This window comes from Paenibacillus sp. XP01, assembly GCF_057364885.1.
The window spans coordinates 3,389,420-3,412,006 of record NZ_CP139481.1; the positions used below are offsets into that span (position 1 = coordinate 3,389,420).

Sequence of the window (22,587 nt, forward strand, 5' to 3'; positions counted from 1 at the left end):
ATTCTCAAAAAATTCCAAAGAAAAAACAGCGCTCATTTCAATAAATCGCTTTACAAATCGAAACAGTAAAAGCAGCAAACGGTTAGTGTTACCCATAAAAAATTAGAACCCCCTCCTCCGATAGATGGTTATCGGAGGAGGGAGTTCTTGATACCAAACGGTTTCTTTATTGGGATTCTGAGTCAGGTGATTCCCCCAATTTTAATTTCAGCCAGCCTTCTACTGCACGAAATGGAGGTGGAACCAGAAAGGCATTTCCATTGGATGGATGGAGATTCGAAGTTTCGACCCATGCCCCATTCTCTCCGGGCGTGATAAATTCCCATTCCCGGTTAGGCAGCTGCGTCAGCGGCATAACATAGCTTTCTCCTCCGGCCAGCAGCGGACCTAAATAAAAGGTCAGATAAAGCCTGTTTAAAGCAGCTTCGATCCGATCCGGCGGAAGGCGGTGTTCAGAGACTGGCAGCATGCCGCTTATGAGATGTATCGTTGCATAAGGGTCCATAATCAGGGACAAGGCCGTCCCGTCCGTACGGTCGCCAGCGGGAACATCGACCCGATGATTATGCCTGAAATAATCGGAGGTGTACCCTGTATCGGCAAAAGCGCTGTTGAACTGCTTATAACCAGTCTGGTCGTCACGAACAAAAAAGCCGATCATACCATCCCCCGTATGATGGGTTTCGCCAATCCATAACGGCATCTTAAACTGGCTAATGGAGATATCCGGAGGGGAATCCGGGCCCTTGAAGGTTTCAAAAAATTTATAAGCCGCAGGCGGCCCGGCCTGCACCAGCTTGACATGTGCTTTCACCAATGCCAGCGGTTTTCCGGCATATTGGCTTAAACCGGTTGAGCCTGTGGACTCGGGCTGATGAATCTCCCACATGGCCGAGTCGACCAGGTCAAGAAACGGGGTGAGCACATCCTCCTTATGTTCACGGCTTCGGCGCAGAAACTCACTTAAGAAAGCCTTCAAATCCGGATTTATTCCATCAGGTAGTTCTGCAGATCCTCCTCCCGACGGCTCTCTCTCCGGTGTGCCCGGCGCATTTCTCCAATGGACCCGATCTCCGTCGTAGGCTGTCACGATCAGGCTTCCAAGCATATAGCCGTCCTCATCGTAAATCAACAAGCTTTGATCCATATAATTCGGAATCATCCAGCCGCAAATGGGGGAATCCGGAAGATTAAAGTCGCAGTTTTCCCCGGTGCGACCCTGAATCCAGTTAAAATCCAGCCGGGTGGGCTGCATAAAGCGCGGAGGGAGCATCATGTACTGTCCAATCGGGAAAGGCAGCATTCTCATATCTTCAGCGATGGCATATTGGCTGCATTGAACCTCCTGGAATTGACCGAAGGTATCGATCAATCTGAGTTTATCCAGTTTACACCAACCTCCCCTTAAAGGAGAAAAGAACGTATTGAACAGCGGCTTTTCTACGGCAAACTCTCCTAATGCCTCCCTGACCCGCGCCGCCAGTTCCGCACTTCCAATATTAAACACCATGACAGGGAAACGCAGCGCAAGCTGACTCATTAAAAATCGTTCATTAAAGCCTTCCAGGGTCTGAGAGAGATAGTCCAGCTGGGTCAGGTCCCCAAATTTCTTCGTTTCCTCTGCGCCCAATTGCTTGAGCGTCATCGCATAAAGCTGCTCCGCGATATGGGGGGTCAAAAAAATGCTGCCCTCGATCACCACAGACTCATGGGTATCCGGTTCCGAATTGTGATATACATAGTCCGTGCCTTGAAAATTCCAGTGATCCAGCTGCGGATGACTGCTGACAAGTTTTTTGTCCGGATAGTAGAGGGCCCGCCAGCTAAGGATCACAGGATTCCAAGGTTCACTCCATACATTTAAAAACAGCGGGTCGGGCAGCTGCTGCCCTTTATCCAATATGCCTTTTTTCGTAATGTCCTCCAGTGCCTGATTAAAGACTTTTAGCAAATCGTCATATTCATTTTCCGACAACGGCAAGAGATCCAGCTGCTGCGCAATGACGTTAACCAAGAGATCCGCGCAGTTCGATGTAAACAGTACCGCCTCAAGCAGCAGTTCAGGATAATTTCCTTTAACCTGCTTCTGGGCAAGCAGCTGATCGGTATGACAGGATACCGAATAGGCGTTTTCTCTGAATTTAAAGTCAATCGCAAAGGAGCGGATCGTTTCTCCAAGCAGTCTGCATTTTAAAAGCTCTCCCGGCGATCCGTTTGAATCAAAGAGATTTCCCCGGCTTGCGCCCGAGAGAAGAAGAACCGGAGAATTCGGCTCGTAGAACCGATGGTCCGCCGTTTGCTCCAGATCATAGAAGCTGTGAATAGAACCGAGCAGTTGTTGTTCAAGGATCTTGAGGTGTTCGGCGAGCTGCTCCAAGCCGGACTCCGTAAGGTCCAGCCCCTGGATTTCTTTTGCCAGAGCCTCCTCATATTCCCTCATATTTATTCTTGCCTGGTCATTTCCTAACGGTTCGACGGTGTAGCCTGTAATGATATATTTGCACCAAAGATCATAGATTAACGATCGTTTGGCATCGGCTTCAAATCGCTGCTTATAAAGTTCTTCAAGCCCCTGCTGCAAGCTCCTGAACAAACGCTCCTCGTCCGGGGTGAGTTCCGGCAGCTCCTGATGATCACTGTCGCTGTTGCTGATTTTGCTCTGAAGTGAATAACTGTTCTGTTCCGCAACGATTTGAAACCGTTTTTTATGGTCCGTATAGTCTGCCTGATAAATCCCGTCCAGGTTCATCAGTTTATGACTTTGATCATTTAGTAACACCCGCATTAAGCGCTCGTTCGACATATGATTTGCCGCATTTAAAGCGGCAACCGCTTCAACGGATGAATTGCCAACGGCCAGTTTGGGCATCGGAAGATTGCTGATGAAGTGGCCGTTGTAATCCTGTTCGTCATCCCCCCAATGAAGGCCGGTTACAACTCCGTGCAGCACCGGATAGGCGGGGTAGGCCAAGCCTTCCGGAGGCTTCCATCCGAACCGGTACCTGCAAATTTCCTCCGATTCGATCAAAGCCGGCTGATTTTGATAATAACCCCGTATCACGTAGCTGACTCTGACATCTTTAAGACGATTCCCGAATTTGTCGCCCGCCAATAAATCATCATAAAAGCCGAATACATTGACATGATAAGGATACATGACAGAGAAAGCGGGATTACCGGGCCCAAGCGCGTGAAGGTCTTGAAATCTCTCCAAAGGCTCATTCACGTTCGTGTCGATCGGGAAGGACCGGCCCAAGATCCGGTATGGGAAATCGGGATCATCAAGCTTGGGAAACGTCAAGCTGTCTTCATTCCAGAAAACCGGGCCTTTTTCTTTTTCCATCGCATCGCTTTCCACAATCCAGTGTTTGCAGGATACCCGATCGGGTTGCTTTTTCGAGGACCACAGCCGGGAGACGATCCACCGGTTAGGCGCCCTTGGATATTCGGGCTCAAGCTCTTCGTGGGTTTGATATCCCTGTCTCAGGCCCTCAGGCAAAATCCAGCTCAGATGGATTCCCGGTTTTTCCTGATTCTTTTCACTCATTATCGGAGCGGGAACCTGATCGCCCAGCGGATCTCTGCCGATTTTGGAGAAATTATCGGTGATATCGGCAAAAACGGTGGGCGACGGAGTTGTTCCGACCATCATCGCTTGGACCTGGATTGGAACGCACAATGTTTTATTTTTAGGTAAACGTGGGATTTCCATTCCCTTACACCTCGCCCTCATTCCATGTTCAACACCGCGAAAGTTATTCGTTTTATTCGTCGGTTCTTATAACTCTTCCGATATATGGAGTTTTAATCATCTGGAGTGCAAACTCGGCGGATGTGATCTCCTTTTGAAAATAAGCCTCCATATGCTTTGCCGTTTGATATACATCAATGGTTCGCAAATTCTCGTTCTGCACGGCGACTTCAATCGAATCCGATTCAGGGAGCAGCTCGCCGCTGTCCAAATTTCTCATCCGCTTCATGTACCTGCCGTTGATCTGATTAAACCCGAAAAAAAATCCTTCCGGCGGTTGAGCCATTTCAAGCGTATACGGGACCCCTTCAAACAAACCGATTAACACATCATCGGACAAAGTTTCAATCCGGAGTGCCCGCAGGGGGGTGCCCTGAGAGGAAAGGGCTCTAAACTCCAGTCCTCGCCAGCCGCGGACCAAAGGCGAACGAAGGAGAAATCCCCCGATGGCTTGTACCTCATCGTCCAATTCCTTTGCCGTAACGGACTTGTTTTGAAGCAGGGGACGGACAGCCTTCATTCGTTTGCCGATTTGGGATATGACCGCATCGATTAATTCCTGATCATGGGTCAGATCCAGGGAAGCGTTTCTTCCCAGGCTGCAAGCTCCGTCAATCAACGCCTGAAGCCAGTTGGGATTCACATAAAACAGACGGATGGAGTCGGAGGGCAGCATCGATTCCGTGGGGATCAGATAATGAAAAGGCAGGTTCACCAGCAGACCTAATTGGCTCAGCCAGCCGATCAATTCATCGTCCTGATGTTCCAGACGTACAGGCTGATTTTTCGTGAGCGCAGCAAGCTCGCCAAACACACGGCGAATATGCGTGCGGACGACCTGAGGCGAATTATCCCAATCCATCCGGGCTTGCATCCGAAATCACCTCATTCAGCAAAGTTTTGTATCGATCGTTCAACTGTTCCAGCAGGATTTGTTTTCCGCTGGATCCGGGTTGAGGGTCAGTTCCTTCTGGTGACCGGGCTGTTTTGACAAAAGAATATCCGATGGAGCTCTCATCCTTCCAATCATGAACCCGTTTTTCATTGGACGGTGAAGAAAGGTGAAGGCTTAAGAGCCCTTGATAGACCGAAGTCCTGGCCAGTGTTTCATTGCTCTGGCGCCACGAATACAGCTTTTGGGCAAAAGACTGATCCGCCAGCGCCATCGATTTTCCGATCTGCCATGCGCTGGAATAGCGAATATCCATCATTCCTGTATCGGGATCATAGGCCAGCAGCTGGTCGGCGAAGCGCGCGCACTTGACTGGGGTCCTCGGATCCTCATAAGGAATCAGCGGAGACTGGTACCAGGAAACAACCTGACTTCCGTCCCGTACAAAATGATTCATCGGAAAGTACCCGAGCTTGCACAGCTTCTGAATTTGCTCGCTGCTTCCCTGGTAAGGGGTAGACAGCATGTCGGCATCCAGGGATGCGAATGCCGATCCGAAATCAAAGGCGGCTTTTGCCATGGAGAAGCTCCAGTTCGCCAGCACGATCATTCTGGCCGTTTGGACATGTGCCAATGTGTCACGGCGGCTTTGCTGGCTGCTGAGACAGACCTCGTATCCTTCCAAAGATACGAGGCAGGCGTTGTGCCGAATGGCTTGGCTGTCGTCGCCGGGGGCCAGGCAGAATCGGTTTGAGACGACCGTTGCAAACCAGTCGTCATTGACGGAAGCGTCGGTCACCTTCCGATCCAGGCTTACGCCTTTCCCGTGAGCCAGCAGCGATAATGCTTCAGGGTAAGGTAATATTTCTGCTAGAAGATTCGCCGGAATATGTACATAGGTGCACGGATCTTCCGGCTTCTCATGGTCTTCCAGCGAGAGAGAAGGAACAAAAACGCCGGCTTCCGGCTGCAGCGCGTTTCCCACCGTGCTTTCGTGGAGCTGGATGCTTTCCGTCTCGTCGAACACAAGGAGGGCGAGCCAGGGCATATGGGACTGGCCCTTCAGCAAAGCCCTTTCCCAGGGAAGGGTTCTGCGGTTCAGCACGATATGGGGAAGACATTCCGCATAGTTGCCCACAGCTTCCCTAGGGGGATAGACGGAGTAGATTTGATCCGGAGACAAGTAAAATCTTTCGGATGAAACCTTGAAGTCGGTCGTTTCACTAGAGAGCCGGCAGTTGATATTGGTAACCTGCTCAACCTGAACCCGGTAGGTTCCGGCCTTCAGCGGCGGTTCACTTCTTTGCGCGAAGCGGATGGATTCCCCCATGGACAGGCTCCTTTCTTTGTTTCTTGGCATGATCTAGCTTCCCTGGCTGCCTGTGGTACGAAGAACGGGAACCGCGAAAAGCACGGCCTGCGGATTATCGGCCAAAGCTCGCGTCTGTACCTGATTCCAAGTTCCAAAGGCTTCCGCTGTATCCATTAGAAGACGGTCTCGTCTGGGATTGCTGCCAATCGTGGTTTTTACGATATTCAATACGGTTTCAGGCTCGGCGGGATACACCTTTGCCGGTTCATATACGGGAGGGTGATAAACGGCAGTTCTGATGATCAGCTCTGATGAGCTTAGAACCGATTCTGCATAGCTGCCTTCCCGGGGAAGGATATGAATTAACGAAACCGGATTATGAACGGTAATGGACATGCCTACGGGCATATCCCTCATCAAAGAAGCATCCGGTCCCGGCGCCTGGTTTCCCCATAAGGCGGACGGCATGTTTCTTACTTCGGGAACGGCTTGCAGAAACGGAACAGCTTGATCATCTTCCAGTCTTTTGATGGTGACGTGCTGTTCCATTCGAACATCGCTCAGACCCATGGGCACGATCCCGAATTTCGTTTTGTTCTGCAGCAGCCTTTGTCCGTTAAAGTACAAATCGGAGCAGGGCGTTTTCTGCTCGATCATAATTCCGGCTCTAAAACCGTCGACGATATAAACGACGCTGCCATCCGCTTTTTGATATTGGGTGAGAAGTCCGCTGGTAATGGAGATGCTGCCCAGTCTGGCTGCTCCGGCTGCCGCAGAAGCCGACGCTGCAAGCCTGGCTTTACCGTCTCCGAAGGATCCGGGAATAAAACTGTCCGCGAATTCATCCCAGCCGATGGTTCGGGTCTCCTGCGGATTGTCATCCCCGAAACCGATGGTAAAGGAGATAATGGTCCAATTGATTCTGACTTTTCCTGAAAATTTGGGCCCCCAAAGCGACAAATCTGCTCCCATCTCTACCTTGAACGTTTTGCCGATGCCGAATATTTTGATGCGGTAGGATACGCCGACGGATACCCGAACTCTGGCTTGATAAAAGAACGGCTTCCATTTCAAAATAAAATCGGCTGCAGCGTAGAACCAGGCTTTCAGATTTCCCGACTCAAACAGCAGCTGCAGGCTGACGCCGGCCATCATACAGGAAGGGGTTACGGCAAAATAGGCGTTTCCTTTAATTGAAATATTGCGATTGATGATCCAGGAAACACCGAGCGCCGGGATATATGGATAATGGATGTTATGGAATGCCGGATGGTGGCATCCGCCCAGGGTGATGATGAAGTCTCCTTGATAGGTTCCGCTGAACCAAAACCCGATCGCAAAGCCTCCCTGGAGCTTACAAGCCGGGTCAAACAGGAAAGAACGGTCTGTCAAAGCTGCCATGACCAGCAGTTGGCCATTTCCCGGATCGAATACGGCTTTCAGCGCAAGTTCAGCCCGCATTATCGGGCTTACTCCGGTTAATTTTGGCGGCATCGATGCATTGGATAAACCGAGCAGGGAAATGACCAGTCGATTACCCATTTCGATATTGAGCAGCGCAAAGCTTTCCAACACGCCATACGTCGTAAATCGAACCCCTGCCGATATGAAATATTGGCCCGAGGCGGGAACGATCGACTTGCTCAAAGCGCTTAAGGCCACCATCGGCGGTGTGTCCGGCCGAAGTCCCGTGTTGTCTCCCATAGCCGCTTCCACCAAAGGGAAGGACCGGACCTGGGTCAAGTCGGGCAGCTTTAAGGACCGATTCACCCCGAGCCCAAATGCCAGGCCGTTAACAAAGAAGAAGGGCGGTCCCCCGAGCGGCAAGCCCAGCATCAGGTAAGCAAAAAAGGTCATTTCTCCGCTGCCGGGCATCTCGCCGTAGGAACCGAGGGCCTGCAGGCTGTATTGACCGATTTTTAAGCCTAAAACCCCATTGTAAAGCGTCTTTTCTTCGGGTGATTTATATAATCCGCCCGTCAGGCTGAACCCGGGCTTCTCCAGCGTGACCATCAAACCGCTCAGTCCAAAATCGAAGTCGCTCAGGTCTTTTAAAGAAGTCGACACGTTAAGTTCAAAAAAGTCCAGCCGGATGAACGAGATCGTAAAGCTTGCGTCGAGATATAACGTAAGCTCGGATTCGATCAGACTGACTCCGATTTTGGAGAAGTACAGGACGCCGAAGCCTTTATGGATGTCAAGCCAATGGATGGTGTTTGTCGGAAGCTCCGAAGCATTCCCCGGTAGCTGAGGAAGTGCAAGCTTGTTTTTCAAGGATTGGATATAATCTATATCGAGGTTAACGGCAAGCTGTTTAATGACTAGCCGGGCAAGAAAAGTAAATTTAAATTCCACATTTTCCGTGTAACTCAAATTCAACCCTTTAAAGATAAAGCCGTCTCCGGGATTACAGAACCGGCCGATGATCGGGATGCTGGTGAGCTCCAGTTTCCGGTCAAAGTCCAAAGCCAGCTTATAACTATCTGCCGGTTTATTCGGACTTTTCCATGCTTCCAGCAACAAATGGCCAAAATGACGTATGCCACCATCGAAGACGATTTTGTTTTCGTCGGATAAATAATCGATTCCGATGGATTCGATAACCAATTCGAAGTTCAAAAACTCCGGAAGCAGGATGCCAAAATTATCGGCCACCTCACTCATTTCAAAAGAGATGTCCGGGTTGACCCATTTCCCTGCAACGACAAGGCCTTCTTTTTTCTTGAGAAAAACAATTTGAAAGAGGGCTTCCCCGATGTAAAACTCGCTGTGAAGCACGGCGGTCAGTGATTTGACGGATTCAGCATCGTAAGCTTTCATTTTATTGACGGCTCCTTAGTCTAAGTTAAGAGCTGGTTAATATCTTCAAGCTGCATGCGCTCTATAATTTTTTGGCGGTTGGTGTTATAAACGGCAATGCCGAGAGATTTGATATTAAAGAGCTTCAAGCTTTCATCGGGATGAACCGGATTTAAGATGACAAAGTTAAATGCATACTCGCAAGGCTTGGAATTGGCCTGGATGCTGGACGAATCGACGTAAACGAAGAGCTGGCGGATTTGCACTTGAATATCCGCGAGGTTTTTCAGGCCCAGCGATTCCAACGTAGACTTCATGCTCTCTTCGTTGACCTTCTGACCGCCGCCGAACGACTGGATAATGTTATTGATTTCGGTGACCAGCTCCGTCAGCGTCATGCTCTGGGCTTCAGGATCGGTAGGCATGACGAGGATTTTCGTTTTCTTTTCGTCCTTGGTCACCTCATACTGATAGACGCCTTTGAGACTACAGTTCAGAATCGTCAAATCCACGAAAGCCAGAACATTGTTGCCTCCTGCGGCTTCGATGTTGAATACCTCTTGACTCATTTCGTTCATCCTCTCCACGTAAATGGTTAAAGTTTGTATAAGCTGATGTATAAGAAAGCTGCGATGCTGAATCGCCAAGAGTTACCGGACATTGAAGTAAAAAAATTCGGTTTGAAAATTGTCCGATTATACAATATGTGATGAGCTGGAAAATCAGTACGTGTGTTATGACTTGGAATTTCAAAAGCAAAAAAAGCCGCTAAATTAGCGACTTTTTCCTGTATGTCACGTGTCTTGCGCGCTCACAGCTCAACGATATCCGTGGCGATATTTTCGCAAAATTCGCTGTCATGCTCCACAAAAAGAAGGGTAGGGGCGTGCTCGAGCAGCAATTCCTCGATCTGCATTCGGGAAATGACATCCACAAAATTGAGCGGTTCATCCCATACGTACAAATGAGCTTGCTCACTGAGGCTTTTGGCGATCAGCACTTTCTTTTTTTGGCCAGCGCTGAACGTCGAAATGTCCTTTTCCAATTGCAGCCTTGAAAAATCAAGCTTTCTTAATATGGATTTGAACAGACTTTCATCAATATGCCGGGCGGCGGCAAATTCGGATAAGCTTCCTTCAAGACCTGAAGTGTCCTGGGATACGTACGAAATTTTAACTTGGGGATCTTTTCGGAGATGGCCTGTATACGTGATTCGTTCATCACAGATCAGTTTCAGGATGCTTGATTTTCCAGATCCGTTTTTGCCGAAAAGTGCGATGCGATCCCCCTGTTTGACCGTGAAATTCACATCTTTACAAACCGTCTTGGAGCCATACGATATCGATACATGTTCCAACTGCACAAGTTCATCTTTGTGAAAATCCAATGGATGGATCTGCAGACGTTCCGCACTCTCGATATTTTTGAGGAGTTTGGATTTTTCGCGGATGGCTGCTTGCTGTCTTTGCTCCAAGTTTTTGGAGCGTTTCATCATTTTGGCAGCCTTATGTCCGATATATCCTTTGTCCACCTTTGAACCTGAATTTCGGGTGCCGTTTTTCGTCCGTTCGACTTCATGCGACCAGCCTCCCGTGCGTTTGGCGGAATCGGATAAACGTTTAATGTCTTTTCTTAATTTATCGTTGCTTGCGAGCTCGAATTGATCTTGTCTTTGTTTGTTTTCCCACCAAGCGGAAAAATTCCCTTTCTGAATCTCGATATTGGTTTTGTTGATGGAAAGGATATGGTCTACGCAATGATCCAGGAAGGAGCGATCGTGGGATACCAAAATAAAACCGCTTTTGCTGCTGATGTAATTGCTGACGAGTTTTCTGGCATGAATGTCCAAATGATTGGTAGGCTCGTCAATGAGCAAAAACCGATTTTCCTTCATAAACAAGGCAGCCAGCAATATTTTCGTTTGCTCCCCGTTCGACAGTGAACTGAAAGGCCGATACAATACATCTTCCGAAACCTTTAGCAGGTTCAGTTCTCGTACAAGTTTCCAATGCAGGTACTCTGGATAAACGTCCTCGACGACCTCGATCGTCATCGCATCTTTATTTTCGACGTGGAAAGGAAAATATTCGAAACTAACGTTCGCAGATATCGTACCACTATATTCGTATTTGCCGAGCAGCAGGTTAAGAAACGTCGTTTTTCCTCTGCCGTTCCTTCCCGTAAAGCCCAATTTCCAATCCGTATCCAATTGAAAGCTTACATTCTCGAATATGTTATCGTAACTGCCTTCATAGGCAAAAGTCAGGTTAGAGACGTTTATTAATGACACAAGGGATCATCCTTTTCATTTAATTTAGATGGCTAAATGATAGAGGAAATGACCATGACATGGATCCCTTTTTTGATAATCTGAATAAGCTTGTTTCTAATCAGAGCTCCGATTTAACCGTATGGTGGACCATGTCAATGTTCATCCTCAGCGACAGGCCCACATAAACATCTACAACCTCTAATTCGGTCATCCTCTGGTCCCCCCTTTAAAAGTTCTGTATTTCAATAGAGAAAACTTAACATGGTTTATAATCATGGGTCAAGTTGCAGGGACTCGGCATCATCATACCGGTTTTGCAACGATACAGCCAAGTCCTATACTTTATCCGGTTGCTGTTAAAATATGTAAGCGCTACACTCGGAGAGAAGGAGCGAATCGAAACCAAGGCCATTCGAGTTTCATGCTCCTTTAGCCTGCTTTTCTTGGAATGTAAATTCACGCAGAAAGGAAGGTGGTGTCGTAACATGCTTGGCGATGCAGGGGAGTAACTGGAAACCGGGGATCTGCTGCAAGCGAAATTCAGAGGGAGAAGGAATAATGTTGTCATTGTAAAGCTGTTCGATCGAAGAACGCAAACCTTGAAGGGAGCACTGTACATGATAACTTCGGCACCTGAAGGATTTGACCAATACCGCGATAACATACCGCGCGGCGTGGTCGAGACGGTGGAGTATGACTCCGCAACGGTCGGCAATGTACGTAAAGCATTGGTGTACAAGCCGCCAGGATTTTCTTCGGCACTTACGTACCCTGTCCTTTATCTTCTGCACGGGATAGGCGGGGACGAAACGGAGTGGCACAACCATGGCGCTCCACAGACCATTCTCGACAATCTCTACAACGACAGTCTGCTTGAACCGATGATTGTGGTATTTCCCAACGGCCGCGCCATGCCTAATGATCGCGCGGAGGGAGACCTTTTTGATCCCGAGAAAATAAGAGCTTTCGAACGGTTTGAATCCGATCTGCTTCATGACCTTATCCCTTATATCGAGTCCAGTTATCCTACAAGCACAGCCAGGGAAAACAGGGCAATCGCCGGCTTGTCCATGGGGGGAGGACAGTCCTTGAACATCGGACTCAGCCATCTTGACCATTTTGCTTGGGTCGGCGCCTTTTCGGCAGCTCCGAATACCAAAGCCCCGGAGCTGCTCGTGCCCGATCCGGCCAAAGCGTCTTCGCTGCTCTCGTTGTTATGGCTTTCCTGCGGCGATCAGGACAATCTCATCCGGATCAGCATCGGCGTACATCAATACCTGGAGCAGCAAGAAGTACCTCACATTTGGTATGAAGAGAGCGGAGGGCATGACTGGCCGGTGTGGAAGAACGATCTGTATCTGTTTTCGAAACGCCTTTTCAAATGATTGCCCGCATTCAATCACTCGTTCAAAGAAGTCCGTAAAGGTTGCTGTGACGATGTTAATTCAGAATCCATCAAAAATATCAGGAGGTATTCCGATATGTTTAAATTTGGGAAAAAATTGATGACCGTTGTTCTTGCAGCTTCCATGAGCTTTGGTGTCTTCGCCGCAACTTCCGGAGCCGCGACGGATTATTGGCAAAACTGGACAGATGGTGGAGGTACGGTCAATGCCGTGAACGGTTCAGGCGGAAACTACAGCGTAACCTGGCAGAATACGGGGAATTTCGTTGTGGGTAAAGGCTGGACGTACGGGACGCCTAATCGTGTAGTCAATTATAACGCTGGTGTATTCTCACCTTCGGGTAACGGATACCTGACTTTTTATGGCTGGACCCGAAATTCGCTGATCGAGTACTACGTGGTAGATAACTGGGGAACATACCGTCCGACAGGTACGTATAAAGGCACCGTAAACAGCGATGGCGGCACGTACGACATCTATACCACGATGAGATACAATGCTCCTTCGATTGACGGCTATCAAACGTTCCCGCAATACTGGAGTGTCAGACAGTCCAAACGTCCCATCGGAGTCAACTCCACGATCACGTTCAGCAATCACGTGAATGCATGGGCAAGCAAAGGCATGTACTTGGGCAGCAGCTGGTCTTATCAGGTTATGGCAACCGAAGGATATCAAAGTAGCGGAAGCTCAAACGTAACCGTCTGGTAATCGTTTTCCTTGTGAAGGCAATCGGAAGCAGGCGTATCCTGAATTCCTGAACTGAACCTAGGCAGGACAGGTCCACGATCTGTCTTGCTCTCAGCTTCAGTTTCGAAGGAGGTCGTTGAATGGGAAAGTGGATGATATTGCTTTCAATTCTAGCTGTTGCTGCTTTGAGTGCTTGTTCAACCGCCGGCTCCACGGTGAGTGATGATCTTATTCTGGTCGAGGGTGGTACGTTTAAGAGCAGTAAGTCCGCTTATAGCGGCAAGGGCGTTACCCTGCCTGATTTCTATATCGGGAAAACCGAAGTGACTCAGAAGCAATGGATGGAGGTCATGGACAATAATCCGTCCGGCTTCAAAGGAGAAGACCGGCCGGTTGAGAGGGTAAGCTGGTATGACGCGGTGGAATATTGCAACAAGCGCAGCATCAAGGAAGGTTTGAAACCTTATTATACAATTGATAAGAATACAACCGATCCAAATAATAAAAATGAATATGATAACCTGAAATGGACCGTTACCATCAACGAAGAATCAAACGGTTATCGCCTGCCTACAGCGGCGGAGTGGGAATATGCTGCAAGCGGAGGGCAGAAAAGCAAGAATTATACGTATAGCGGCAGCAACAATGCTGATGAAGTGGCCTGGTACTGGATGAATGCGGGGGACAAGCCGTTAACCGGAGAATGGAGCTGGCCGGTCATTGAGAACAACCGCACACAAACGAAACCTGTCGGTACACAGAAGGCCAATGAGTTGGGCATTCATGATATGTCCGGCAATGTAAGAGAATGGTGCTGGGAATGGCACAGCCACCCGGAAAGCCCGGAGAATACTTGGCGAGTAACCAAGGGCGGAGGCTGGGTCAGCGGGATGAACAATATGGAGATCTCTTTTCCAGGCAAATTCGATGCTAATGGCTTAGGGCCCGATCAGGGTTTGAGGGTAGTACGAGGAAAATAAAGGGGGCCCCTTCAATAGAGAAGGGCTCTTTCCTTTGAAACTAAAAAGATCATTTTGAACCAATCATCTTTAAAAATGAATATCTGTTCTTTCAAGTTTGTTATAGTTCGAATAAGGAGAAGTGTATAAAATGGGGACAACACCCATGTAAGCGCTTTAAATTAAGTGGGTGAATTTGAATGGAGGTGTATGATGAAAAGGAAGACATGGGTTGCGTTAATGGTTTCGGGAGTGGTTTCATTATTATTTTCAGTAAGCGCTTTCGCGGGGTATGTATTTTGGGAGCCGCTAACGTACCACAACCCGAGCACATGGCAAAAGGCTGATGGTTATTCCAATGGTTCGATGTTTAACTGCACCTGGAGGGCGAATAATGTTAATTTTACGAGTGACGGCAAACTGAGGCTGGGTTTGACAAGTTCTGCATACAACAAATTCGATTGCGGGGAATACCGAACAACCAACAAACATGGGTATGGTCTGTACGAGGTGAGCATGAAGCCTGCCAAAAATACGGGAGTCGTGTCTTCCTTCTTCACCTATACAGGGCCTGCGGACGGGACGCAGTGGGATGAGATTGATATTGAATTTTTGGGAAAAGACACGACGAAAGTGCAATTCAATTATTACACGAACGGCGTCGGCGGTCATGAAAAAATCATCAATTTGGGCTTTGATGCGTCCCAAGGCTTTCATACGTATGCATTCGATTGGCAGCCCGGTTATATCAAGTGGTATGTCGACGGTGTTCTGAAACATACGGCCACAACGAACATTCCGAAGACGCCGGGTAAAATTATGATGAACCTGTGGAACGGAACTGGCGTGGATCACTGGCTTGGACCGTACAATGGAGCCAATCCGCTGTATGCCGAATACGACTGGGTGAAGTATACAAGCAACTAAAATGGCCAAAGCACAATAAAGTAAAATCATGAAAGGGAAAGTGGAGAGGTATGCTCTCCGCTTTCCCTCTTTTTAATTGCATGAAAAAGGGAGTCCGGAAGCGAAAAATACAGATGATTAAACGAAAAAACGGCTGTTTTTTTGCATTTTTACAAGGAACATTGCACTAATACAACATTCATATTCATTTTCCAATATCCTAAATTAATGCAATAAATGTTGTAATATTAGTATGGGCATACATACGGATCATTCATTATGATGGACTCTGTAAACAACATTACTACATAGACAGGGGGAACAAAGGTTGGACATGAGCAAAAAAAGAAAAATAGGCAGTTTGGCACTCGCCGGAGTGTTCGCGCTTTCCGCTGTACTCAGCGGGTGCGGCAGCAGTGGACAGAGTAAAGAAGCTGCGTCGGGCACACCAAGTGCTGCACTGGAGATGAAGGATGGTAAATATGATCCGCCTGTCAGCATCACGTATTTGCGGCCATGGGGTCCGGATGTGAAGTTCAAATCAGGTGAGGACCAGGACAACAACGTACACACAAAATGGGCAAAAGACAAGCTCGGCATTGAATTGAAAAATCAGTGGGTTTCACCATCCACCAATAATGCATTCGAAACCAAGCTGCGCCTCTCGCTTGCTTCCAATGCGGAGATGCCAGACATTATTTCGTATCGCGGGGAATTCAATCTGGTGCGCGAGTTGATCGAAACTGGCAAATTTGCAGATGCTGGCGAATTGTTTGATCAATATGCGAGTGATACGTGGAAAGCAGCCGTTAATGAAGATCCTTCCGTATGGTACCCGTACATGCAGGACGGCAAACGAATCGGCATTCCGATTCTCGACTATGCCTATAACGGAGATCCGGTGATGTGGATTCGGGAAGACTGGATGAAAAAATTCAATCTGAAAGCACCGGAAACATTAAGTGATCTTGAAGCAATCATGGAAACGTTTACAAACAAAGATCCGGATGGAAACGGCAAAAAAGATACGTATGGTCTGACGATCGGATTCAAAAATTGGTTGAACACCTGGATGTCTGATGCAGGCTGGATTTTCGGAGCGTATGGCACGATGCCGAATCAATGGAACCTGAATGCAGATGGCAAGCTTGAATATGGCTCCGTCACACCTGGTGCAAAACAGGCTCTTGCCACATTGCAGGACTGGATGAGCAAAGGGTATATCCCGGAAGAAGCGGGCGTTTATGACGAGACCAAAGCTGCGGAAGAATTTACGGCAGGTAAAGCAGGCATTGTTGTAGGACCTCACTGGATGCCGTCATGGCCGCTGGAGGATGTGAAGAAAAATAATCCGGAAGCTGAATACAAAGCTTATCCCATTCCGGCCGGACCAGATGGCAAAGCAGGCAGACGTGGTACATCGAACGGTAATGGCGTGATCCTGATTAACAAGGACATGAAGAACCCGGAAGCCTTCTTCACCTACCAGAACTATCTCTTTGACCACTATGCGAATCCAACAGAAGGCGATGAATTCGAACACGGCTTCGCTGAAGGATATGACTGGGCTATGGTTGACGGCAAACCTTCTACAGATGCCGGTGCGACCGGCGGTTATTTGCCTGAGAAGTACACGTTGACATTTGACGGTGCACGGATTCCAAGTCTGAGCATGACCACACTCGCGAAGCTCGCAAGCGGGGAAGAAGCAACAACGCCTTTCGAGAAAAAAATGAAATCCGGCGTGCCGGAACCGATGCTTGCAGCAGCCAAAATTGTTATGGATCAAAAAGATATCGTCTATAACCAAATGTTCACAGGCGCTCCAACCATGACGATGCAAATGAACAACGATATTCTGTCGAAGATGGAGAAGGATTTGTTCTCGCAGATCGTTTATGGCAAAGCTCCGGTAGACGCGTTTGACGGCTTTGTCGAGAAGTGGAAATCTTCCGGCGGGGATCAGATTACGCAGGAAGTAAACGAGTGGTATCAATCCGTAACAAGCGGAAAATAAAGCGAAAGATTAATTACAACAGCTGCATGAGCAGTCTTGTTCGTATGAATAGACTAAGTCGTGTGAACAACTGGACCAAGAAGCAAACGAAATTGAAAAGGCATTGTCGGAGATCATTCCGGCAATGCCTTTTGGCTGTACGGGCGTTGGAACAAGCGCGTCTCACATCTCTAGGTTCGGTCTATCGAACAGCCAGCCTTTGATTCCGCGTTGTATCACACGGGGAGATTCTCCCTGTACTCTTGCGGGGTCACGTCATAGAATTTTTTGAACACCCGGATAAAATAGGCGGTATTGTTGTACCCGACAAGCTCGGCAATCTCAAATACTTTTGCACTGGATGAACGCAGGTAATACGCTGCTTTTTCCATACGCAACCGATACACATAGGCGGTAAGAGCTTCTCCTGTCTCTGCCTTGTATACCTTGGACAAATACACCGGATGAAGGTGAACATGCTCTGCTATAGCGGGCAAGGAAACGTCACCAGCGAGGTGATGGTCTACAAAGCTTTTGACACTGCGCACGATCGTGCTGTGATTGTCCTTCAGCTCTTGTTCCGCATCCTCACTGATCGAATGAAGCGTCCGGATGGACCAGTCTTTCAGCTGCTGAGCGGTGGCATAACTCGGTGCATGAAAGTATCGATACGTTTCGGCAGGAAGCACGGAAGAGATCTGTTTGCCGTTCTTGTGAATGATGTAAGCAAACGCCCCCGCCAAGGCATGATACACTTCGATGGTCGTTTCCGCAATGTCATGATGCTCGCCTGAATGCAGCAGTTCATCAAAGATTACCTCGATTTTCTGCTCCACTTCGTCAAAACGTCCGGCTTCCAGCAAACTGATCAGCGTAGGCGGTTTGTACAAGGAACGGATCGCCGGCACCGGATGCACATCCGGATCATCCGAAGCCGTAACGAACAGGCCTCGTACCTGACCCATCCGCTTGCGCATGGAACGTACGGCTCCCTCGTAAATTTCGCCGATCTCGTAAGGAAACTTGCCCCAATGGGAGACCGAGATGGAGATGGCGCCTTTCAAGTAGAGCTGTACATTCGTTTGAATCTGGGCTGCATACTGCTCCAGCAGGGCTTGCGGTTTCTCATCCTTGGTCAACCCTGTTGATGCGCCGTGTTTAACGCTGGCCAGTACAACGAGATAATCGTGGACATCCCGTGTGTGCCAGATATGAAAATGATGCTGCATCACTTCACTGATGATATTGCATATCGCGTATTCCATTAGAGAAAGATCATGCTGGCCCATCTCGGATAAATGCTCCTCCATACGGATCACCAGCATGCCCAGTTCTTCACCGACCGAGTAGGGCAGCTCCAGCAATTCAAGCTTGTCCGACAGGGCTTGCGGAGAATAGGTTTTGCCTGTGAGGAGTTCATGAAGCATGGTCGATTGCAATAGAGGCAGGTTCTCCTGAAAAGCATGCAAGGCACGTTGATATGACGCAGCAGTTTCCCATTTTTGCTTGATCCGGTCCACGAGTCGCTGCACGGTCTCGATCAGGTCTTCATCACTAACAGGCTTGAGCAAATAGTCGAAACTTTCCAGCGCCATCGCCTGTTTGGCATATTCAAAATCGGCATACCCCGATAAAAGAACGGTCTGCACATGCGGCCAGCGTTCGTGAATGGCTGAAATCAGCGCAATGCCGGACATCTCCGGCATGCGAATGTCTGTAATAACGATATCAATATCGTGATTTTCCATGATTTCAAGCGCTACCGCGCCGGACAAGGCTTCGTGAACCGTGCCGATTCCGCAGCTCTCCCATGGAATCGTTTCGGCTAACGTTTCCACGACCGATTTCTCATCGTCAACCAATAAAATCTGTAACATGCGTATCACCTACTCCTTGATATTGTCGTGCCATGTGATGCTTACTTTAACGCCGCCGGTTGGCGAATGTTCATAATGTAGTCCGGCCCCGTCACCATACAAAAAGTACAAACGTTGATGAACGTTCCAGGTGCCGCAACCCATATGTTCATCCAGTGGTTTCAACAGATTGCTCTTCAATTGATTCAGCTGTTCATCCGTCATGCCAAGTCCGCTGTCTTCAACGGTAATCTTGTAATTGTCATCCTTGCAATCTGCAAAAATGGTAATATGGCCGTCCTCGGATCGAGGCTCAATGCCATGAATGATAGCGTTCTCTACGATAGGCTGAAGCGTGAGTCTTGGAACGGTTTTGTCCAAAATATCATCAGGTACGTCGATCGTAAAATGCATCCGTTCCAGTCTCAACGACTGGATTTCCAAATAATTTTTGACCATTGTCAGTTCTTCCTTGACCGTGGCTTGATCCTTCTCCGACCTTGTTATGTATCGATAATACTCACCCAGATTCAGAGCCATGGCGACCACGGCTTTTTCGTTTTTCATCCTGGCCATGTTTTTGATGTAGAAGAGGCAGTTATAAAGAAAATGCGGATTAATCTGCGACTGCAATTGCTTCAGCGTAGCTTCGCGTCTTCTCAGCTGCTCCTCGTACACATTCTCGATCAATTCCTGAATGCGCTGTGCCATGATGTTAAATCGTGCAAACAGCAGACTGAACTCGTTCCGTGACGAATGCTGCAAACGAACGGAAAAGTCCCCGGTCGACAAGCGATTCGTACCTTTCACCAGTTGAAGAAGCGGGAGTTGAACGCTCCGGTACAAGACATACAACACAACCACGCTCATGGCGATCAGTACCGTGATGGAAGCAAAAAAGAGATTGCGGCTGCTCGTAATCGGTCTCAGAATTTGCTGCATGGGAACATAATCGACATAATACCATCCCAGGCTGCCGGATTGAATATAGGAAACATAGTATTCGGTATGATCCAGGTTGGTAGTAAAGCCGCCTTTGCCTTGCAAGTCCATCTCCCGCAGTTTGCTTTGAACCGCTTTCAAGGTGTCATTGCCGCTGCTGTTGCTGATCAGGCCGAGTTCTGGATGAAACATGAAGGGATCGCCCTTGTTATTTAACTTGTTCTGATCCAGCATCGCCGTCAAATGACGAACAGGGAAGCTGATCTTTGTGATTAATCTGGCTTTGTCCGGTTTGATGCTCGCTGTGGTCGGGTCCGTGGTGTACCATTCAAACTGGTTAAGCGTATACGTCCATGATTTCGAGAGCGGTTTCGTGAATTCGTCTTCCCGGTACGGAATAGAAGCATAATAATCCGTCGAGATGACTTTTTGCAAACGCGGAAAATACAACGTAATCGTTGAATGCCATTTGCTGGCCGCATTGTACAGGTTCAACTTTTCCAGAATGGCGCTGCCTACCTTGACACGTTCATAAGGGTTATCTTTATAGTCCGGACGCTGGTATTCCTGAATGCTGGAATCCTGGCCAATGGACATGCCGTAAAGAGACAACTGGTAAATATTGGATTCTACCGAATCGGCAAAAGTCGATAGATGATTCATCGAATTATTCTGGATTTCATGTTCGATCACGCGTACGCTCTCCCTGTTCGAGTACGTGTACAGAAACAGCACCAGTACCAGCAATACGATGAACAGCAGGGTGATTTTGGTAAAGACATTCAGACGGGCGAACAACGTTCAACCTCCTCAACTCATTTAAATATTGTTATCGTTGTTGCAATATTAGGATATAGATCGCAAATGGCCGTTGCTATAATTTTAATATACAAGTTCATGCGGACTTGTAAAATACAAAATTTAGAACATGGGGGATGTTGGGGTGAAGGAACATACGTTTGAAACGCCGCATAAACGGCGTGCCGCCAAGACGAAAAAACGCTGGAATATGCGGCGAAACTGGTCCTTGCATATGATGCTTGTACCGGCTGTTTTGCTGGCGATCATTTTTCAGTACATACCAATGGGCGGCATCGTCATCGCATTTCAGGATTTCAAGCCTTACTTGGGATTTACTGAATCCAAATGGGTTGGTTGGGATAATTTCAAATATTTGTTCTTGTATCCGGATGTTGGGCAAGTGATCTGGAACACCCTGGTGATTGCTTTTTTCAAAATCATTGCAGGGCTGATCGCTCCATTTTTGTTCGCCATCTTGTTAAACGAGGTTCGCTTGGTCGCTTTTAAAAGGGTCAGCCAAACGCTCGTATATCTGCCGCACTTTCTCTCATGGGTCATTCTCGGCGGAATTTTGCTGGATATCCTGTCTCCGCAAGGAGGCATGGTGAACAAACTTATCGTTGCGCTGGGCGGGGACCCCATCTTTTTCCTGGGGGATGGAACGTGGTTTCGTATAACACTGATTGTCAGTGATGTCTGGAAGGAATTTGGTTTCGGCACGATCGTATTTCTGGCTTCTCTCTCGGGCATCAATCCGGCGTTGTACGAAGCGGCCGAAGTGGATGGAGCCAACCGGTTCAAGCAGACGCTGCACATCACCATCCCTGCGCTGATGCCAATTACGATCGTACTTATGACACTCTCCATCGGAAACATTCTGAATGCAGGATTCGATCAGGTATTCAACCTGTACAATCCGCTCGTTTACGACAAAGGAGACATTATCGATACTTTCGTATATCGACTCGGTATCTTGAACGGCAAGATGAGTTTTGCCACAGCGGTAGGTTTGTTCAAATCCGTGGTTGCGACCATTCTGATCGTTATCTCATACCGACTCGCTTACAAACTGGCTAACTATCGCGTGTTCTAGAGAGGAGAATAGGGCTTGTATTACAAAACAAAAGGATATCGAATATTCAGCGTTGCCAATTATATTTTTCTCGGCGTATTATCGCTGCTCTGCATATTGCCTATCATTCATATTTTGGCCGTTTCGTTCAGCAGCATGGCTCCAGCTTCTTCGAATCTGGTCAGCTTCTGGCCGGTCGGCTTTACGACGGACGCCTACGTAAAGACGTTTGGCAATTCGAACTTTATTGACTCCCTCTGGGTCTCGGTGAAACGGACCGTCATCGCTACCATCCTCGGTATGGTAATCATGCTGATTACGGCATTTCCGTTATCGAAGGAGGATATCAACTTTAGGGGCCGTTCGATCTACACATGGTTCTTCGTATTTACCATTTTGTTCAGCGGCGGCCTGATTCCAAGTTATATCCTGATTCAAAAACTTGGTCTGATGGATACCATTTGGGCGCTGGTTCTGCCGGGAGCACTGTCTGTGTGGAATGTCATCCTGATGATGAACTTCTTCCGGGGCCTGCCCAAGGAACTGGAGGAAGCTGCCTATCTGGATGGTGCAGGTCATATCAAAACGCTGGCGCTGGTCTACGTGCCGCTGTCTCTTCCGGCCATTGCCACGCTGTCACTTTTCACCATGGTAGGTCAATGGAACTCCTGGTTTGACGGCATGATCTATATGTCGGACGTTAAAAATTATCCGCTTGCCTCGCTGCTTCAGACGATCATTGTGCAGCAGGATCTCAGCAAAATCAATGTAGACCCGTCCATGCTGGAGAACGTTTCCCAGCGTACGGTTCGGGCCGCTCAGATCTTTATTGGGGCACTGCCCATCCTGGTGATCTATCCATTTTTGCAACGCTTTTTCGTAAAAGGCATCGTCATCGGGGCAGTGAAGGAATAGCACTGCCCAGCATGTCAA

Annotated in this window: 15 protein-coding genes; 7 read left to right on the top strand and 8 right to left on the bottom strand. The window is 48.3% G+C overall.

What is annotated here, in order from left to right; genetic code table 11:
- Positions 1-166: 166 nt before the first annotated feature.
- The 6 genes from SNR34_RS15505 to SNR34_RS15530 all read right to left on the bottom strand — a co-directional run bounded on the left by SNR34_RS15505 (position 167) and on the right by SNR34_RS15530 (position 11,044).
- Positions 167-3,679: a hypothetical protein gene (locus SNR34_RS15505; RefSeq protein WP_486182350.1), complete on the bottom strand. Its 3,513-nt coding sequence runs from the start codon at positions 3,677-3,679 to the stop codon at positions 167-169.
- 85 nt (positions 3,680-3,764) lie between these two features.
- Positions 3,765-4,625 carry a hypothetical protein gene (locus SNR34_RS15510; RefSeq protein WP_486182351.1) on the bottom strand — a complete coding sequence of 287 codons (861 nt, stop codon included), beginning with the start codon at positions 4,623-4,625 and terminating at the stop codon, positions 3,765-3,767.
- Positions 4,600-6,003, bottom strand: coding sequence for a hypothetical protein (locus SNR34_RS15515; protein ID WP_486182352.1), 1,404 nt, complete (start codon positions 6,001-6,003; stop codon positions 4,600-4,602). The genes SNR34_RS15510 and SNR34_RS15515 overlap by 26 nt, the downstream gene beginning before the upstream one ends.
- A 3-nt stretch (positions 6,004-6,006) precedes the next feature.
- Positions 6,007-8,775 (bottom strand): DUF6603 domain-containing protein, encoded by a 2,769-nt coding sequence (locus SNR34_RS15520; RefSeq protein WP_486182353.1) that lies wholly within the window; start codon positions 8,773-8,775, stop codon positions 6,007-6,009.
- A gap of 20 nt (positions 8,776-8,795) precedes the next feature.
- On the bottom strand, positions 8,796-9,323 hold the full coding sequence (locus SNR34_RS15525) for a hypothetical protein (RefSeq protein ID WP_236414102.1): 528 nt from the start codon (positions 9,321-9,323) through the stop codon (positions 8,796-8,798).
- Between the two features lie 242 nt (positions 9,324-9,565).
- Entirely contained in the window at positions 9,566-11,044 is a 1,479-nt protein-coding gene (locus tag SNR34_RS15530; protein ID WP_339278225.1) for an Lsa family ABC-F type ribosomal protection protein, read from the bottom strand.
- 599 nt (positions 11,045-11,643) lie between these two features.
- Between SNR34_RS15530 and SNR34_RS15535 the strand changes: the two genes are divergently transcribed.
- The 5 genes from SNR34_RS15535 (at position 11,644) to SNR34_RS15555 (ending at position 17,004) form a co-directional block, all read left to right on the top strand.
- Complete coding sequence (locus SNR34_RS15535) at positions 11,644-12,411, top strand: alpha/beta hydrolase (protein WP_236414104.1); 768 nt, start codon at positions 11,644-11,646, stop codon at positions 12,409-12,411.
- 96 nt (positions 12,412-12,507) lie between these two features.
- A complete protein-coding gene (locus SNR34_RS15540) occupies positions 12,508-13,143 on the top strand; it encodes a glycoside hydrolase family 11 protein (RefSeq protein ID WP_236414105.1) in 636 nt (211 codons plus the stop codon).
- A gap of 119 nt (positions 13,144-13,262) precedes the next feature.
- Complete coding sequence (locus SNR34_RS15545; protein ID WP_486182354.1) at positions 13,263-14,102, top strand: formylglycine-generating enzyme family protein; 840 nt, start codon at positions 13,263-13,265, stop codon at positions 14,100-14,102.
- A gap of 192 nt (positions 14,103-14,294) precedes the next feature.
- On the top strand, positions 14,295-15,008 hold the full coding sequence (gene bglS / locus SNR34_RS15550; protein WP_236414109.1) for a beta-glucanase: 714 nt from the start codon (positions 14,295-14,297) through the stop codon (positions 15,006-15,008).
- A 313-nt stretch (positions 15,009-15,321) separates the two neighbouring features.
- The gene (locus tag SNR34_RS15555; RefSeq protein WP_486182355.1) at positions 15,322-17,004 is read left to right on the top strand and encodes an extracellular solute-binding protein; all 1,683 of its coding nucleotides are present in this window, start codon (positions 15,322-15,324) and stop codon (positions 17,002-17,004) included.
- Positions 17,005-17,219: 215 nt separating this feature from the next.
- Here the strand turns inward: SNR34_RS15555 and SNR34_RS15560 are convergent, their stop codons facing one another.
- Both SNR34_RS15560 and SNR34_RS15565 read right to left on the bottom strand, forming a co-directional pair.
- Positions 17,220-18,860 carry a response regulator gene (locus SNR34_RS15560; protein ID WP_486182356.1) on the bottom strand — a complete coding sequence of 547 codons (1,641 nt, stop codon included), beginning with the start codon at positions 18,858-18,860 and terminating at the stop codon, positions 17,220-17,222.
- A gap of 9 nt (positions 18,861-18,869) precedes the next feature.
- Positions 18,870-20,579 carry a sensor histidine kinase gene (locus SNR34_RS15565; RefSeq protein ID WP_343260573.1) on the bottom strand — a complete coding sequence of 570 codons (1,710 nt, stop codon included), beginning with the start codon at positions 20,577-20,579 and terminating at the stop codon, positions 18,870-18,872.
- 145 nt (positions 20,580-20,724) lie between these two features.
- On the opposite strand from SNR34_RS15565, the gene SNR34_RS15570 reads away from it, so the two are divergent.
- Positions 20,725-21,675 carry an ABC transporter permease gene (locus SNR34_RS15570; RefSeq protein ID WP_486182357.1) on the top strand — a complete coding sequence of 317 codons (951 nt, stop codon included), beginning with the start codon at positions 20,725-20,727 and terminating at the stop codon, positions 21,673-21,675.
- A 15-nt stretch (positions 21,676-21,690) separates the two neighbouring features.
- Complete coding sequence (locus SNR34_RS15575; RefSeq protein ID WP_236414113.1) at positions 21,691-22,569, top strand: carbohydrate ABC transporter permease; 879 nt, start codon at positions 21,691-21,693, stop codon at positions 22,567-22,569.
- The last annotated feature ends 18 nt before the right edge of the window (positions 22,570-22,587 follow it).